At 66.6% G+C, this 16,275-nt stretch carries 12 protein-coding genes and 1 tRNA gene; 10 read left to right on the top strand and 3 right to left on the bottom strand.

Translation table 11 applies throughout. The features are described 5' to 3' along the window. The first annotated feature begins 28 nt into the window (after positions 1-28). From MBTS_RS13730 to MBTS_RS13775, 10 genes are all read left to right on the top strand, one after another. Positions 29-1,078, top strand: a complete 1,050-nt coding sequence (locus tag MBTS_RS13730) for an AbrB family transcriptional regulator (protein ID WP_056145881.1) — start codon at positions 29-31, stop codon at positions 1,076-1,078. Between the two features lie 4 nt (positions 1,079-1,082). Continuing rightward, positions 1,083-1,430: a diacylglycerol kinase gene (locus MBTS_RS13735; protein WP_056145878.1), complete on the top strand. Its 348-nt coding sequence runs from the start codon at positions 1,083-1,085 to the stop codon at positions 1,428-1,430. 91 nt (positions 1,431-1,521) lie between these two features. After that, on the top strand, positions 1,522-3,141 hold the full coding sequence (gene ilvA, locus MBTS_RS13740) for a threonine ammonia-lyase, biosynthetic (protein ID WP_373321264.1): 1,620 nt from the start codon (positions 1,522-1,524) through the stop codon (positions 3,139-3,141). Positions 3,142-3,305: 164 nt separating this feature from the next. After that, positions 3,306-5,456: a methyl-accepting chemotaxis protein gene (locus MBTS_RS13745; RefSeq protein ID WP_192215872.1), complete on the top strand. Its 2,151-nt coding sequence runs from the start codon at positions 3,306-3,308 to the stop codon at positions 5,454-5,456. Positions 5,457-5,542: 86 nt separating this feature from the next. Further along, positions 5,543-6,427 carry a prolipoprotein diacylglyceryl transferase gene (gene lgt / locus MBTS_RS13750; RefSeq protein WP_192215873.1) on the top strand — a complete coding sequence of 295 codons (885 nt, stop codon included), beginning with the start codon at positions 5,543-5,545 and terminating at the stop codon, positions 6,425-6,427. Beyond that, positions 6,424-7,500 carry a class I SAM-dependent methyltransferase gene (locus tag MBTS_RS13755; protein WP_056145867.1) on the top strand — a complete coding sequence of 359 codons (1,077 nt, stop codon included), beginning with the start codon at positions 6,424-6,426 and terminating at the stop codon, positions 7,498-7,500. The genes lgt and MBTS_RS13755 overlap by 4 nt, the downstream gene beginning before the upstream one ends. A gap of 304 nt (positions 7,501-7,804) precedes the next feature. Beyond that, positions 7,805-8,128, top strand: a complete 324-nt coding sequence (locus tag MBTS_RS13760; RefSeq protein ID WP_056158741.1) for a rhodanese-like domain-containing protein — start codon at positions 7,805-7,807, stop codon at positions 8,126-8,128. A gap of 101 nt (positions 8,129-8,229) precedes the next feature. Next, the gene (locus MBTS_RS13765; RefSeq protein ID WP_018042334.1) at positions 8,230-9,378 is read left to right on the top strand and encodes an efflux RND transporter periplasmic adaptor subunit; all 1,149 of its coding nucleotides are present in this window, start codon (positions 8,230-8,232) and stop codon (positions 9,376-9,378) included. Positions 9,379-9,519: 141 nt separating this feature from the next. Next, positions 9,520-12,729, top strand: a complete 3,210-nt coding sequence (locus MBTS_RS13770) for an efflux RND transporter permease subunit (protein WP_018042333.1) — start codon at positions 9,520-9,522, stop codon at positions 12,727-12,729. Positions 12,730-12,924: 195 nt separating this feature from the next. Then, positions 12,925-13,001 (top strand) — tRNA-Pro (locus MBTS_RS13775). A gap of 139 nt (positions 13,002-13,140) precedes the next feature. Here MBTS_RS13775 and MBTS_RS13780 read toward each other — a convergent pair. From MBTS_RS13780 to MBTS_RS13790, 3 genes are all read right to left on the bottom strand, one after another. Continuing rightward, positions 13,141-13,395 (bottom strand): PilZ domain-containing protein, encoded by a 255-nt coding sequence (locus MBTS_RS13780; RefSeq protein WP_018042332.1) that lies wholly within the window; start codon positions 13,393-13,395, stop codon positions 13,141-13,143. 112 nt (positions 13,396-13,507) lie between these two features. Then, positions 13,508-15,082 carry a SpoVR family protein gene (locus tag MBTS_RS13785; RefSeq protein ID WP_192215874.1) on the bottom strand — a complete coding sequence of 525 codons (1,575 nt, stop codon included), beginning with the start codon at positions 15,080-15,082 and terminating at the stop codon, positions 13,508-13,510. A gap of 126 nt (positions 15,083-15,208) precedes the next feature. Further along, the coding region (locus MBTS_RS13790) for a YeaH/YhbH family protein (RefSeq protein ID WP_192215875.1) at positions 15,209-16,275 on the bottom strand (1,067 nt) is incomplete at its 5' end.

Raw genomic sequence — 16,275 nt, forward strand, 5'->3', positions numbered from 1 at the left:
GCGGGCACTTCCCAACTATCGGTTTCCCGTGCTCAGCCCGCGCTCCCTCGGCCTCTGGACGGCGCTCGTCGCCGCCTCGGCCGCCATCGCCTACGGCCTCACGCTGGCACAGTTCCCGGCGGCGCTCCTCCTGGGGCCGATGCTCGTGGCCATCGCCTTCGGGGTCGGCGGGGCGAGCCTGTCGCTGGCGCGGCCCGGGTTCCAGGCGGCGCAGGCCATCATCGGCTGCCTCGTCGCCAAGGCGGTCACCGCCGATATCGTCGGGACGCTCCTCGATGACGGATTGCTGATCCTCGCCGTGGTGCTCGTCACCGTGATGGCCGGCGCCCTCGTGGGCTGGGCATTGACCCGCCTTCGGATCCTTCCCGGCAGCACCGCCGCCTGGGGCTCCTCCCCCGGTGGGGCCGCCGCCATGACGGCCATGGCCGAGGAATACGGCGCGGACCCGCGCCTCGTCGCCTTCATGCAATATGTGCGCGTCGCCGCCGTCGTCCTCTCGGCCTCCGTGGTCGCCCGCATCCTTACCGATACGTCGAGCACCGCGAAGGCCGCTGCCCTGGCCGATACCGGCATCCTGCCCGTTCTCGCCACTCTCGCGGTCGCCGGGATCGGCGTCGCGCTGGCCCGGCTCCTGCGCCTGCCGGCGAGCGCCCTCGTCGGGCCGATGATCCTGGGCGCCGTCCTCCACGCCACGGGCCTCGTCTCGATGGCCCTGCCCGAACCGCTCCTCGACCTCGCCTATGCCTGTATCGGCTGGTATGTCGGTCTGCGCTTCACGGCGCAGACCTTGCGCGAGACATTCGCCGCCCTGCCGGGCATCCTCGTCGCCACCTTCGCCGTCATCGCCCTGTGCGGCGGCTGGGCCTACGGCCTCACCTTCCTGCTGCCGGTGGACTTCCTCACGGCGTTTCTCGCCACCAGTCCGGGCGGGCTCGATTCCGTGGCGATCATCGCGGTGGGCTCCAAGGCCGACGTGTCCTTCGTCCTGGCCGTGCAGACCCTGCGCCTGTTCGTGGTGCTCCTCACCGGCCCGCTTCTCGCGAAATGGATCGCCCGCGGCGCTCCCGCGGATCGCTGACCCCATGCACGCGCTCTATCTCGCCTTCCTCAATTCCTGGCGCGGCCTCGTCTTCGGCGCCCGGACCGAACGAGCCCTGCGCCTTGAACTCGTCCTGCTGGTGATCGGAATTCCCGCCGCGTTGCTGATGGGGTCGACGCTCTGGGTTCGCGTGGCACTGCTGGCGAGCCTGCTCGCGATGCTGGCGGCGGAGTTTCTGAACACGGCGATCGAGAAGCTCTGCGACCACCTCCACCCCGATCGCCATGTCAGGATCGGCGTCGTGAAAGACCTCGCCTCCGCGGGCGCCTTCATGGCGCAGGCTCTGGTGGCACTGGTGTGGCTGGCGGCCGCCATCGACAGGTTCTTCTAAAGCCGTCGCTCCCTCGCCATCTCCGCGACGGGCGGCGCCTTGTCCCACCGGGCCGGGGGATCGCCCCTCGCTTCTTCCGTCCCACGGGCGTATCCCGAAGCTCATCCGACACCGATCCCAGACCTGCGACGGAGCACGCGTCTCCTTGACCGACTACATCCGCAAGATCCTCACCGCCCGCGTCTACGACGTCGCCATCGAGAGCCCGCTCGATCCCATGCCGCGCATGTCCGCGCGCCTGGGGCGCCCGGTCCTGCTGAAGCGCGAGGACCTGCAGCCGGTCTTCTCGTTCAAGCTACGCGGCGCCTACAACAAGATGTCGGGTCTCTCGTCCGAGGTGCTGGCGCGCGGGGTCGTCTGCGCCTCGGCCGGAAACCATGCCCAGGGCGTTGCTCTCGCCGCGGCTCGGCTCACCGTGCGTGCCGTCATCGTGATGCCGCGCACGACCCCCGCCATCAAGGTCGATGCCTGCCGCGCGCGCGGGGCCGAGGTCGTGCTGTTCGGCGATACGTTCGACGAGGCGCTCGGCCATGCCCGCCAGTTGGAAGGCGAGCAGGGGCTCACCTTCCTCCACCCGTTCGACGACCCCGATGTGATCGCCGGCCAGGGCACCATCGGCATGGAGATCCTGACCCAGCATTCCGGACCGATCGAGGCGATCTTCGTGCCGGTCGGCGGCGGCGGTCTCGCCGCCGGCATCGCCACCTTCGTGAAGTACCTGCGGCCCGAGACCAAGGTCATCGGCGTCGAGCCGGACGATGCCGCCTGCATGGCGGCGGCCCTGGCCGCCGACGAGCGTGTCGTGCTGCCGACCGTAGGATTGTTCGCCGACGGCGTCGCCGTGCGCCAGGCCGGCGAGGAGACCTTCCGCCTCTGCCGCGAGCATCTCGACGGGGTCATCACCGTGGATACCGACGCCATGTGCGCGGCGGTCAAGGACATCTTCGACGATACCCGCGCGGTCTCCGAGCCCTCCGGCGCGCTGGCTCTGGCCGGTGCGAAGGTCTACGCGGCGCGCGAGGGCGGCTCGGCCGGGACGCTGGTGGCGATCTCGTCGGGAGCCAACCTCAACTTCGATCGTCTGCGCCACATCGCCGAGCGTGCCGAGATCGGCGAGCAGCGCGAGGCGCTCCTCGGCGTCACGATCCCCGAGCGCGCGGGCGCCTATCGCGCGTTCATCCGCCATCTCGGCCCGCGTGCGATCACCGAGTTCAACTACCGCTACGCGCCCTCCGCCGAGGCGCAGATCTTCGTGGGCATCAACCTGCCCGGCGGGATCCCGGAAAAGCGCGACCTCATCGCCGGCCTTCGGGCCGACGGCTACAGCGTGGTCGATCTCAGCGACAACGAGATGGCCAAGGTTCACATCCGCTACATGGTCGGCGGCCGTTCGGCCGAACTCGCCGATGAGCGCATCTACCGGTTCCAGTTTCCGGAGCGGCCGGGCGCCCTCCTGCGATTCCTCGACGGCCTCGCGGACGGGTTCAACATCACCCTGTTCCACTACCGTAACCACGGAGCCGATTACGGCCGCGTGCTCGCCGGGATCAGCGTGCCCGCCGAAGAGCGCCAGCGTTTCGACGCCGCCCTGGACGCTCTCGGATACCCTTGCGTCGATGAGACGGACAATCTCGCGTACCGCCTGTTCCTGGCGACAGGAGAGGTCGCCCGGCCGGAGCTCGCAGCGTCCGAAGCCGCTTCAGCCCATTGAGCATTGTCGGCGATGCTTGTCCCGGCCTTCCCTCATGGAGGCCGGGCAATGCCGAAACAGCATTTTTCGAGCATGAAAAGTACGCAGCCCCGCCCCGGAGGAACGTTTTCTAAATTTGTCATAGGATAATTTGCACCCCAGTTTATCGAGGGGCTTCCGTTCTTATGTCTATCGTTAGCAGTCTCAATGTCCGCCTGCCCGTCATCATCGTGGGGTTGGCGATGGTCAGCACCGCCGTCATGGGCAGCCTGAGCTGGTACTCAGCCAAGTCCGGCTTGATCTCCGCCGTGCAGGAACGACTGGAATTCGCCGCCACGGCCCGCAAGATCGGCCTGGAACTGATCGCCGATCGGGCACGCGGCGATCTGGCGGCCACCGCCGGCAACAATCAGGTTTCGAGCAATGTCGGCGATCTGGTTGAGTCACTCGATCCGGCGAAGGCCGATTATGCCGGCCTCGTGCAGGCCTTCACCAGCCCGACGACCGCGCAGGAACGCATGGCGGTCGAGGGCACCGGCACCATGTATGGCCGTCGCCATGCGAAAGTGCAGGAAGTGGCGCGCAAGCTCGTGGAGCGTCCCGGCTATGCCGACCTTCTCTTCGTCGATGAAGAAGGGCGCATCGTCTACACCACCACGAAGGGTGCGGATTTCACCCATAACTTGTCGGAGCCGGAGCTTCAGAAGACCGGCCTCGCCAAACTCATCGAGCGCCTGAAGACCGCTGAGCCCGATACGGTTCTGACGCAGGACTTCACTGCCTATCCCGCCGATTCCGGTCCCTCCGCCTTCCTCGGTCGCGGCATCTACCGTCGCGCCAACGTCGCCATGGGAACCGGCCAGGCCGCCTCGCGGATCGGCTTTCTCGTGCTGCGCGTGACGCCCGCCCTGTTCGACGCCTCGCTGTCCGAGCGAAACGGCCTGGGTGCCACCGGACAGGTGATGGCCGTCGGCTCCGATGGCCTGCTGCGCGGCAACCCGCCCCTGAACGCATCCGCGAAGGCGGGCATGCCCGTCGCGACGACGGGTCTCGATGCCGAGAACCTGAAGTCCGGCAAGCCCTTCGTCTACGGCAGCGGCGACAAGGCCCGCCTGGCCGCCACCGCCTCGATCTCGATGCTGGGTTCGCCCTGGACCATCGTCGCCGAGCAGGCCCAGGGCGAGGCGCTCCATTCCGTGGATAGCCTGACGAAGTCGCTGCTCATGTCGGCTCTCGCGGTTCTCGCTGCCACCGCTCTTCTCGGCCTGCTCTTCGCCCGCAGCATCGTCCGGCCCCTCGGCGCCCTCGCTCGTGCCCTCCAGGCCTTGGCTCGCCGCGAGATCCTCGAAGAGGTTCCCGGCAGCCGTCGTGCCGACGAGATCGGCGACATCGCCCGCGCCGTCGTCACCATCCGCGACATTTCGCTGGAAGATGCGGCTCAGCAGCTTCGCACCACCGAGGCCTCCCGCATGCGCGCGGAGATCGAGCGCCGCGCCCTGCTCAACGAACTCGCCGACAATTTCGAGCGCTCCGTCGGCCGCATCGTCGATGGCGTGTCGTCCGCCTCGGCGAGCCTGCACGATGCGTCGAACAGCATGACCATGACGGTGGACGGCACGGTCAGCCGTTCGACGTCGGTCGCCGCCACCGCCCACCAGACCGCCGGCAACGTCAACGCGGTGGCCGCCGCCGCCGAGGAGCTCGGCGCGACGGTGCAGGAGATCGGACGTCAGGTCGAGCAGGCCGCCGACATGTCCCGCTCCGCCGTCGAGGAAGCAAGCCGTACCGCGGAGACCATGCGCACGCTGTCGGTCGCCGCAACGCGCATCGGTGACGTGGTCGGCATGGTCCAGCAGATCGCATCGCAGACCAACCTGCTGGCCCTCAACGCGACCATCGAAGCCGCGCGTGCGGGCGAAGCCGGACGCGGGTTCGCCGTCGTGGCGGCCGAGGTGAAGAGCCTCGCCGAGCAGACCTCCCGCGCCACGGCCGAAATCCACCAGCAGGTGGAGGCGATCCAGGGCGCGACCAACGGCGCGTCGGGCGCGATCCAGGGCATCGTCTCGCGGATCGAGAGCATGAGCATGGTCACCAGCAGCATCGCCGCGGCCGTGGAGGAGCAGAGCCTCACGACGCAGGAGATCGTCCGCAACATGGGGCAGGCTTCGGCCGGTACCGGCGCCATGACCACGGATATCGAGGAGGTCGCCCGCTCGGCGGCCGAGGCCGGCACCTCCGCCGGCCGGGTCCTGACGGCCTCGGAAGATCTGTCGACCCAGTCCGACAGCCTGCGTTCGGAAGTCGGTCAATTCCTCGCGACGGTGCGGGCCGCCTGACCCGTCATGGGCCTCCCGCGTCGCCCGAGGGTTGACGCGGGAGGCCCGGCACGTCCAAAGCCGGCCCCATTCCTGGAGGCCAGCCGATGCCGCCGTTGCTCGCCCTGCCCTTTCCCGCCATCGATCCGGTGGCGGTGGCGATCGGCCCGATCCCGATCAAGTGGTACGCCCTGTCCTACATCGCCGGCCTCGTCGGCGGTTGGTTCTATGCCCGCCGGCTGGTGGCGGCGGACCGGTTCTGGGGTGTCGTGCGGCGGCCGAGCCTCAACGATATCGACGACCTCATCGTCTGGGTCGCCCTCGGCGTCGTCCTCGGCGGCCGCATCGGCTACGTCCTGTTCTACAATTTGCCGCTCTATCTCGACGATCCCCTCGAGATCCTGGCGATCCGCAACGGCGGCATGTCCTTCCACGGCGGCTTTCTCGGTGCCGTCCTGGCCATGGTGCTGTTCGCCCGCTCGCGAAAACTGTCTCCCTATACCCTTCTCGATCTCGCCGCCGTCGTCGTTCCCATCGGCCTGTTCTTCGGTCGCATCGCCAATTTCGTGAACGGCGAGCTGTGGGGGCGGATCGCCCCGGATTTCGCCTACGCGGTGGTGTTTCCCTCGGGCGGCCCGCTGGCGCGGCACCCGAGCCAGCTCTACGAGGCGGCCACGGAGGGGGCTCTCCTGTTCGTGGTGATGGCCATCGCCGTCCGCGCCTTCGGCTTCCGCAAGCCGGGCCTCCTCGGCGGACTCTTCGTCCTCGGCTACGCGCTCGCCCGGACGTTCTGCGAGTTTTTTCGTGAACCCGACCGGCAGCTTGGATACCTCTTCGGTACCGGGGACTGGCGCTATGGCGGCATCACCATGGGGATGCTGCTCTGCGTGCCGATGGCCCTGATCGGCATCGCCTATATCGTCCTCGCCGCCCGCGGCGTGACGCAGCCGCGCCCTGAACAGGCGGAGACCGTACGGGCCGACGCAGCGTGACCACGCCGCTCTTCGCCGAGATCCGCGACGAGATCGTCGAGACCGGCCCCATCGGCATCGCCCGTTACATGGCGCTCTGCCTCGGACATCCGGTCCACGGCTATTACCGCAGCCGCGATCCGCTCGGCGCCCGCGGCGATTTCGTCACCGCGCCCGAGATCAGCCAGATGTTCGGCGAGTTGATCGGTATCTGGATCGCCCTGACATGGGCTGCCATGGGCGGACCGAGCCACCTCGTCCTGGCGGAACTCGGCCCCGGTCGCGGCACGCTGATGGCCGACGCCCTGCGGGCCTTGAACCGCGCGGCACCCGATTGGAAGCCCGCCATTCACCTCGTCGAGACCAGCCCCGTTCTTCGGGCGGCGCAGGCGTCCCGTCTCGCCGTCGTTTCACCCACGTGGCACGATGGCATCGAGACCCTGCCCGATGGGCCGATGATCGTCATCGCCAACGAGTTCTTCGACGCCCTCCCCGTTCGCCAGTTCCTGAGGACGCAGCGCGGCTGGTGCGAACGCCTCGTCGGCCTCTCTCCGGATGGCGGCCGCCTCGCCTTCGGTCTCGCGGCGGAGCCCGACCGGGAAATCGCGGTCCAGGCGCCGGTCGGGGCGCTGATGACCGTTCCGGGACCGGCCCTCGACATCGTGCGGAGCTTGAGCCGCCGGATCGTCACTCAGGGCGGCGCGCTCCTGGCCATCGATTACGGCCATGTGCGGCCTGGATTCGGCGATACGCTCCAGGCGGTATCCGCCCATCGCTTCACCGATCCGCTGCTGGCTCCCGGCGAGGCGGATCTGACGACCCATGTCGATTTCGCTGCCCTCGGGAGGGCCGCGATCGGCGAGGGAGCCCGAGTCGATGGTCCCTTGGACCAGCGGGGGTTCCTCCTGAACCTGGGCCTGCGTGAGCGCGCGGATCGCCTGAAGGGCGTGGCGAGCCAAGCACAGGCCGAAGCGGTCGACGCCGCCTTCCATCGCCTGACCGCGTCGGAAAAAAGAGGAATGGGCAGCCTGTTCCAGGCCATCGGGATCGCTGATCCAAGACTGGCCGCTCTCAGCGGTTTCGCCTCGGCCTAAGACCGCGGTCTTCATGAAGTAGCCGCCGGGATCGAGGCGCCGAAGAGGGCGCCCGGGTAGATCGCGCGCCCTGTCCCATAAGGCTGTTCAAGGTACGCATTCGATCGGCGGGAGGTCGAGGTGGTCATCGCTCCTATCCGTCCCGCTCGAACGGCTTCGCTCTATCGCGCCGAACCTCCTCCGGCCCGTATTGCCGAACGCTCGCGATGGCATTTGTCCGACAGGGAATTTGCCGTGATGACGCCTGACGCATAAGAACATTCGCCACGAGTCTCCGTGTGGCGACGAAGCGAGGGCCAAGCGCATGAAGGTTGTCGATCTCGACCGGGAGACGATCAAGCGGGGACTCGACGATCGCTCGATCCTGCTCATCGACGTGCGGGAGCCTCACGAATACGCGGCCGGGCACATTCCGGGTTCCGTCACCCACCCTCTGTCCACCTTCGACACGCGCGCCCTGTCGGCGCTGATCGCCGAGGACGGTCGTCGCCCGGTCTTCTCCTGCGCGGCCGGTGTCCGTTCGGTCCACGCCCTGGCTGCCGCCCAATCGGCCGGGATCCCGGTGGAGGAGCATTATGTCGGTGGGTTCAAGGACTGGTATCTGGCCGGGGAAACGGTCGAATCCTGAACATTCCACGTCTCAATCCCATAGCTCCACGGGCTATGTGCGGCAGCGCACGACATCACGGGAACGGTGCCTTTAGCTCGCAGGGCGCAGGGAAAAGCAACATGATCAAGCGTCCGCTCTCCGGATGGTCGTCCGCGATCCTCCTGTCCGCCGTATTTCTGGCCTTCGCCTCTCCGGTTTCCGCCCAGGCCCCCGGTGGTCCGCCTCCGAAGGTGACCACGGCCAAGCCGGTGGTGCGCGAGATCGTCGAGACCGATGTCTACACGGGCCGGTTCGATCCCGTTGAGATCGTCGACGTCCGGGCGCGGGTCACGGGCTATCTCGAGAAGGTCAATTTCGTGGACGGCGCCACGGTGAAGAAGGGCGACCTGCTCTTCGTGATCGACCGTCGCCCCTACAAGGCCGCCCTCGATCAGGCCAAGGCCGCCCTCACCTCCGCCCAGGCCGGACTGACCTTTTCCCAGACCGACCTCGAACGCGCTCAGACGCTGAGCCGTTCCGGCAACATCTCCGAGCAGGTGACGGACCAGCGCCGGCAGGCGTCGCAGACGGCTCAGGCCAATGTGGACAGCGCCGATGCGCAGTTGCGCCAGGCACAGCTCAATTACGACTTCACCGAAGTCCGCGCGCCGATCTCGGGCCGTATCAGCCAGCGCCTCGTCACCGAGGGCAACATCGTCATCACCGATCAGACCCAGCTGACCACGATCGTCTCCCTCGACCCGATCTACTTCGGCTTCACCGTGGATGAGCGCTCCTTTCTGAAATACCAGGGCAGCCTCGGCATCGGCATGGGGCAGACCCAGAAGGGCAAGGGCGTTCCGATCCTGATCGCCCTGACCAACGAGACCAAGCCGACGCGCAAGGGCACCCTCGACTTCGTGGACAACCGCGTCGACAACGCCACCGGTACGGTGCTGCTGCGCGCCACCGTCGAGAATCCAGACGGCTTCATCAAGCCGGGCCTGTTCGGCATCGTCTCGCTCCCGGCGACGAAGCCCTTCCAGGGCATCCTCCTGCCCGACGAGGCCATCTCCGCGAACCAGGACAAGCGCATCGTCTACATCGTCGCCGACGATGGCTCGGTGAGCACCCGCGACGTGAAGCTCGGGCCGAAGGTCGATGGTTACCGCGTGATCCGCGAAGGCCTGAAGGGTGACGAGAACGTCGTCGTCAACGGCCTGTCCCGCGTCCGCCCGGGCGCCAAGGTGACGGCGGAGGCGAGCACGCTGCCGCCGAGCCGCAGCTGACGCGCAACCCATTCTAGACCGGACCCGCCGGTTTCCGCCTTCCGTTTCAGGGGCGTGACATCCGGCGGGTCCGTGACGGCGAACGAAGAAACATTCCCGCAGAGGTGGCCCAGGGCGCCTTTGTGGCGAGAGGTTTGACCGATGCGCTTTGCCCACTTCTTCGTCGATCGGCCGATCTTCGCGTCGGTGACGTCGATCATCTTCCTGATCCTCGGCTACGTCTCCTACGAGTCGCTGCCCGTCGCGCAATATCCGGAGATCGTTCCGCCGACCGTCGTCGTGCGCGCCTCCTATCCGGGCGCCAATGCCGAAACGGTGGCGGCGACGATCGCGACGCCGATCGAGCAGGAGGTGAACGGCGTCGACAACATGCTCTACATGACGTCGTTGTCGACCAACGACGGCAACATGCAGCTGACCGTCACCTTCAAGGTCGGCACCAACCTCGATATCGCCAACGTGCTGGTGCAGAATCGTCTTTCGGTGGCGCAGCCGCGCCTGCCGCCCGACGTGCGCAACCTCGGCGTCACCGTTCGCAAGTCGTCGCCCGACCTGATGATGGTCGTGCACCTGCTGTCCCCGGACAACACCTACGACCAGAACTACCTCTCGAACTACATCTACCTGCGTATCCGCGACGAGCTGCTGCGCCTCGATGGCGTCGGCGACATCACGGTGTTCGGCGGCAGCGAATACGCGCTCCGTATCTGGCTCGATCCGAACAAGCTGTCCGCCTACGGCCTCTCGACCACCGACGTGATCTCGGCCCTCCAGGAGCAGAACGTCCAGGTCGCCTCGGGCGCCCTCGGCGCCCCGCCTGCGCCGAAGGACAATGCCTTTCAGCTCGTCGTCCAGTCCCAGGGGCGCTTCCAGACTCCGGAAGAGTTCACCGAGGTCATCGTCAAGGCCAGCGACGGCCGCCTCGTGCGCGTGAAGGACATTGCCCGCACCGAGATGGGCCAGAAGGACTACACCACGCAGTCCTTCCTGAACGGGACCCCCGCCGTCGGCGTCGGCGTGTTCCAGCGTCCGGGCACCAACGCCCTCGAAGCCGCCACGCAGGTGCGGGCGACGATGGAGACGATCAAGAAAAGCTTCCCGCCGGGGGTCCAGTACAGGATCGCCTACAACCCCACCGAGTTCATCGAGGAATCGGTCCACGAGGTCTATAAGACCCTGTTCGAAGCCGTGGCCCTCGTGGTCATCGTGGTCATCGTCTTCCTGCAGAGCTGGCGCACGGCGCTGATCCCGGTGATCGCGATCCCGGTCTCGCTGATCGGCACCTTCGCGGCCATGCAGGCCTTCGGCTTCTCCATCAACAATCTCACCCTGTTCGGGCTCGTCCTCGCCATCGGCATCGTCGTCGACGACGCGATCGTGGTGGTGGAGAATGTCGAGCGGAACATGGCCGAGGGGCTCTCTCCCGGAGACGCCGCGCACAAGACCATGGACGAGGTGGGCGGCGCGGTGCTCGCCATCGCCCTCGTCCTGTCGGCGGTGTTCATCCCCACCGCCTTCATCCCCGGCATTTCGGGGCAGTTCTACAAGCAGTTCGCGCTCACCATCGCGGCCTCGACGATCATCTCGATGTTCAACTCGCTGACGCTGTCACCGGCGCTCTGCAAGCTGCTGCTCAAGCCCCACCACGAACACGCCAAGCCTAAGTTCTTCCTGACGCGGTTCGTCGCCTGGCTCGCCGACTTGTTCAATCGGGGCTTCGACAAGCTGTCGCATGGCTACGCCGCCACGATCCAATTCCTGACCGGCCGTACGATCGGCCTGCTCGGCATGATGGTGGTTTATGCCGCGATCATCGCCGGCACGCTGCATGTGGCCACGACGACGCCCACGGGCTTCATCCCGCAGCAGGACCAGGGTTACCTCATCGGCGTCGTCCAGCTGCCGGCGGGCTCGGCCCTGGAGCGCACCACCGCCGTGGTGAGGCGGGCCGCCGACATGGCCTTGAAGGTCGACGGCGTCAGCGATGCCGTCATCATCTCGGGCTTCGACGGGGCGACCTTCACCAACACCACCAACGGCGCCGTGATGTTCCTGGTCCTGAAGGGGGCAAAGGAGCGCGCGACGACGGGCAGAACGGCGGCTGCGATCACCGGCGACGTGTTCAAGGCCACCGCCTCGATCCAGGAGGCCCGCGTCCTGTTCATCCCACCACCACCGGTCCGCGGCCTCGGCACCGGCGGTGGCTTCAAGATGCAGATCGAGAACCGCCAGAGCTCCGCCATCGCTCCGCTGCTGGCCGCCACGAACGAGATCCTCGGTCAGGCGAACCAGAGCAGCGACGTCCAGCGGGTGTTCACGACCTTCGGCAACGACACGCCTCAGCTCTTCATCGACATCGATCGCACGATGGCGCGGATGCTGAACGTGCCGCTGGCTTCGGTCTTCGCCACCCTGCAGACCAATCTCGGCGGCGCCTACATCAACGACTTCAACACGTTCGGCCGCATCTACCAGGTGCGCGCGCAGGCCGATGCCGCCTTCCGCCTGGAGAAGCGCGATATCGAGCAGCTCAAGGTCCGTTCCTCCACCGGCGCTCTGGTGCCCATGGGGACACTGGCCTCGATCCGCGAGATCAGCGGGCCGCAGATCGTGCAGCGGTTCAACCTGTTCTATTCGGTGCCGATCCAGGGCGATGCCAAGCCCGGCGTGTCGACCGGCCAGGCGCTCGCGGCGATGGAGAAGATCGCCCAGTCCCTGCCGGAGGGCTACGCCTACGATTGGACCGAGATCGCCTTCCAGCAGAAGGCGACGGGCAACACTGCGATCTACGTCTTCGGTCTCGGCGTGCTCCTCGTCTTCCTGGTGCTGGCGGCGCAGTACGAATCCTGGGCGCTGCCGCTGGCGATCATCCTCGTCGTCCCGACGGGCGTGCTCTCGGCCCTGGGCGCGGTCCAGTTCAGGGGGCAGGACAACAACATCCTGACCCAGATCGGACTGATCGTGCTCATCGGTCTGGCGGCGAAGAACGCGATCCTGATCGTGGAGTTCGCTCACCAGCTGGAAGAGACGGAGAGGAAGGGGCCGGTCGCCGCCGCTGTGGAAGCCTGTCGCCTTCGCCTGCGCCCCATCCTGATGACGGCCTTCGCCTTCATCCTCGGTACGGTGCCCCTCGTCATCGCCACCGGTCCCGGCGCGGAGATGCGTCAGGCTCTCGGCACCGCGGTCTGTTTCGGCATGATCGGCGCGACCTTCTTCGGCCTGTTCCTGACCCCGGTCTTCTACGTGGCGATCCGCAACATCCTGATCTGGTTCGCCAAGAAGCGCGGCAAGGATCCGCATGGCGGCACACCCGACAAGCACGATCCCCACGCGACGCCGACGCACGCGTGACGACGACAGGCTCCGGCGCGAGATGTCCGCGCCGGAGCCACGGAAAAGGGGTTGCACATGGGGGACCGTGAAGCTAAGACCCCTCAGCCCTTCACGGGGCGTCGAAGCGTAGCGCGGCCCGGTCAGGGCATCGGTCTCAGGACCGGTAACCGGAGCGGCATCCTACGTGATCGACGAGTTCAGAGCGGTTCTTGACGGAGTATAGCGCAGCCCGGTAGCGCACCTGTCTGGGGGACAGGGGGTCGCAGGTTCAAGTCCTGCTACTCCGACCATTAAAACGCGGTGACATCGGCATATCAGCAGATGTCCTCCGCTCTGACGTTCAAGGCCGGGGCGCGCTGTCCCCGGCCTTTTTCGTTTTTCCGGGCTGACCTCTGTGCAGTCGGCGACCGTCCCGCTCCGACGCGTGCGTCAGGCCGCCGTCCTGCTGAAGGTCGCGCCGATGGTCTCGTCGCTCCGCCAGACGACGCGGCAGACCTCGATGCCTTCGATACACGCCGAATGCAGGATGAAGGTGTCGGGGACCAGGGCTGTTTCCGGAAGAATGAGCCGAACGCCGGAGGCGGAGATATCGTAGACGATGCAGGGAAGCGTCGTGTGTTCGTCTATGGCGATGAGGCCGGCCTCGTCCTTACGCCGCCGCTCATCGATCCGACGTTCATTCATGACCACCTCGCATCTTCCGTTATCCCGAGAATGGTCAGGGGTCTGCGAAAGAACCGGGAGTGAGATCCGTCAAATGCAACGGATCGGGCTTCGAATCGGCATATCCGCGGCTTCAGAAGAAGATCGGCCGCGCTGCCGCGTGATGTTCCGCCAGGATCGAATCCGTGGCCGGATCGATCTCCATGAGCACCGCGTCGTAGCCCCAGAGATCGGCCAGATGCTGCAGGACGTGGCGGGCATCCTCCGCCTGAAGCGTGATCCGGTTCAGCGCCTTGTGGTGGACGATGAGGCGGCGATCGCCTTCCAGATCGACGTCGACCACCTCGATATCGGGATCGAGCCAGGCGACGTCGTACTGCCTCGCGAATGAGCGGCGCAGCTTCCGATAGCCGCGCTCGTCATGGATCGCCTCCACGCGCAACTCCGCCTCGTCGGGATTGTCCACCACGTGGAAGAGCCGCATGTCGCGCATGAGCTTGGGGCTGAGGAACTGGGCGATGAAGCTCTCGTCGCGGTAGTTCGCCCAGATGTCGCGCAGGGTCGCCATGGCATCGCCCGTGCCGGCGATCTCGGGGAACCATTCGCGATCCTCCTGCGTCGGTTGCTCCACGATGCGGGCGATGTCCTGCATCATGGCGAAGCCGATGGCATAGGGATTGTGCCCGCCATAGCCGCGCTCGTTGTAGTTCGGCTGGCGAACGACATTGGTGTGCGACTGCAGGAATTCGAGATAGGCCGCCTCGCCGATCAGCCCCTTCTCCGAGAGCGAGTTCATGATCCGGTAGTGGCAATAGGTGGCGCAGCCCTCGTTCATCACCTTGGTCTGGCGCTGGGGATAGAAATACTGCGCCACGAGGCGGACGATCCGCAGGATCTCGCGCTGCCACGGACGCAGGCGCGGGGCTGCCTTTTCGAGGAAGTAGAGCAGGTTCTCCTGGGGCAGTTCGAGCAGGGCTTTGCGCCGCTCCAGGGCGGCGTCCGGCCGGAGTCCCGCACTCTTCTGCGGCAGGGTGCGCCACAGGTCGTTGTAGATCTGCTCGCCATGCTCGGCCCGCTCGCGTTCGCGCCGCTGCTCCGAGGCGAGGTCCGGCCGCTTCTTGCGCGGATAGCGGTGGACGCCCTGACTCATCAGGGCGTGGGCGGCGTCGAGCACCTGCTCCACCGCCTGATGACCGTAGCGTTCCTCGCAGCGGGTGATGAAACCCTTGGCGAAATCGAGGTAATCGAGGATGCCCTCGGCATCGGTCCATTGCTTGAACAGGTAGTTGTTCTTGAAGAAATGGTTGTGACCGAAGGCGGCGTGCGCGATCACCAGGGTCTGCATCGTCGCCGTGTTCTCCTCCATGATGTAGGAGATGCACGGATCCGAGTTGATGACGATCTCGTAGGCGAGGCCCATCATCCCGCGGCGATAGCCGGCCTCGTGCTGCGCGAAGTGCTTGCCGAACGACCAGTGCTTGTAGAACAGCGGCATGCCGATGGAGGCATAGGCGTCGAGCATCTGCTCCGCCGTGATGATCTCGATCTGGTTCGGATACCAGGACAGGCCGAGTTCCTCGCCGGCGATCTTTTCGCAGGCATCGTGGATGCGGCGGATCGTGTCGAAATCCCAGTCGTTGCCGGAAAACAGAGGTGTCTGGCCGCCCGACATCGTCGGCGATACGGGGAAATGGAGGTTCGTGACCATCGTCGTCCTTCTCTCCGAGCGTTCCGGCTCTCCTCCCCTCCCCCTCGCGCGCGGGAGGAAGGGTTCACCTCATCGTGCCAACTCGTCCCAAAACCGGCTCCCCGGTTTCGGGCCGATGCCCGAGCGTCACGCCTCCGCTTCGGCGCGCGCGTCCTTGCGCCCGAACAATTCGCGGAAGACCGGGTAGATGTCGCGCCGATGGTTGACCTTGCGCATGGCGATGGCGCCGCCGGATTTGGCCAGAGCCTCGTAGGTGCGCCACAGGGTGGTGCGGTGCTCGACGAAGCCGGCGCGGGGGCCGTTCTCGTCGCCGACTTCGAGATAGGCGAAGTGCTGGCAGGCGGGCAGGATATGGGCGCGCAGGAGTTCGGTGGAGGTCGGGCCATCGCTCGACACGTTGTCCCCGTCCGAGGCCTGGGCCGCGTAGATGTTCCAGTCGTTGGGGTCGTAGCGCTCGGTGATGACGCGCTTCATCTCCACCAGCGCCGACGACACCAGGGTGCCGCCCGTCTCGCGCGAGCCGAAGAACGTCTCCTCGTCCACCTCCGTCGCCTTGTCGGTGTGGCGAATGAAGACGATCTCCACGTGCCGGTAGCGCCGCGTCAGGAAAATGTGGAGCAGGATGTAGAAGCGCTTGGCGAGATCCTTCATGTGCTCGGTCATCGAGCCCGACACGTCCATGAGGCAGAACATCACCGCCTGGGCGATGGGGCGCGGATAGGGCTCGAAGCGGCGATAGCGCAGGTCGATCGGATCGACATAGGGAATTCGCCTGGTGCGTTCGCGCAGGGCCTGCAGGGCGAGCCTCATGTCGGGGAGGCGGGGGTCGCCGAGATCGGCCTCGGCGATGCGGCCTTCGAGTTCCGCGATCTCCTCCGGCTTTGGGCGTTTGAGCGCGATGCGCCGCGACATGGAATTGCGCAGGGTGCGGGTGAGCGCGAGGTTGGCGGGCGAGCCTGACACTGTGTAGCCGGCGCGCCGCAGGCCTTCGGTCTCCACGATCGAGAGGCGGCGCTTGGCCAGATCCGGCAGTTCGAGGTCTTCGAGGAACAGTTCGAGGAACTCCTCCCGCGTCAGCACGAAGTGGAACGCATCCTCGCTGTTCTCGGAGCCCTCTCCGCCCTGGCCCGAACCCTTGCCCCCGCCGCCGCCCGGCGGGCGCTCGATGCGGTCGCCTTCCACATAGGTCTTTT

Origin of the sequence: Methylobacterium bullatum, from assembly GCF_014845095.1 — a bacterium.
GTDB classification, from domain to species: Bacteria; Pseudomonadota; Alphaproteobacteria; order Rhizobiales; family Beijerinckiaceae; genus Methylobacterium; species Methylobacterium bullatum.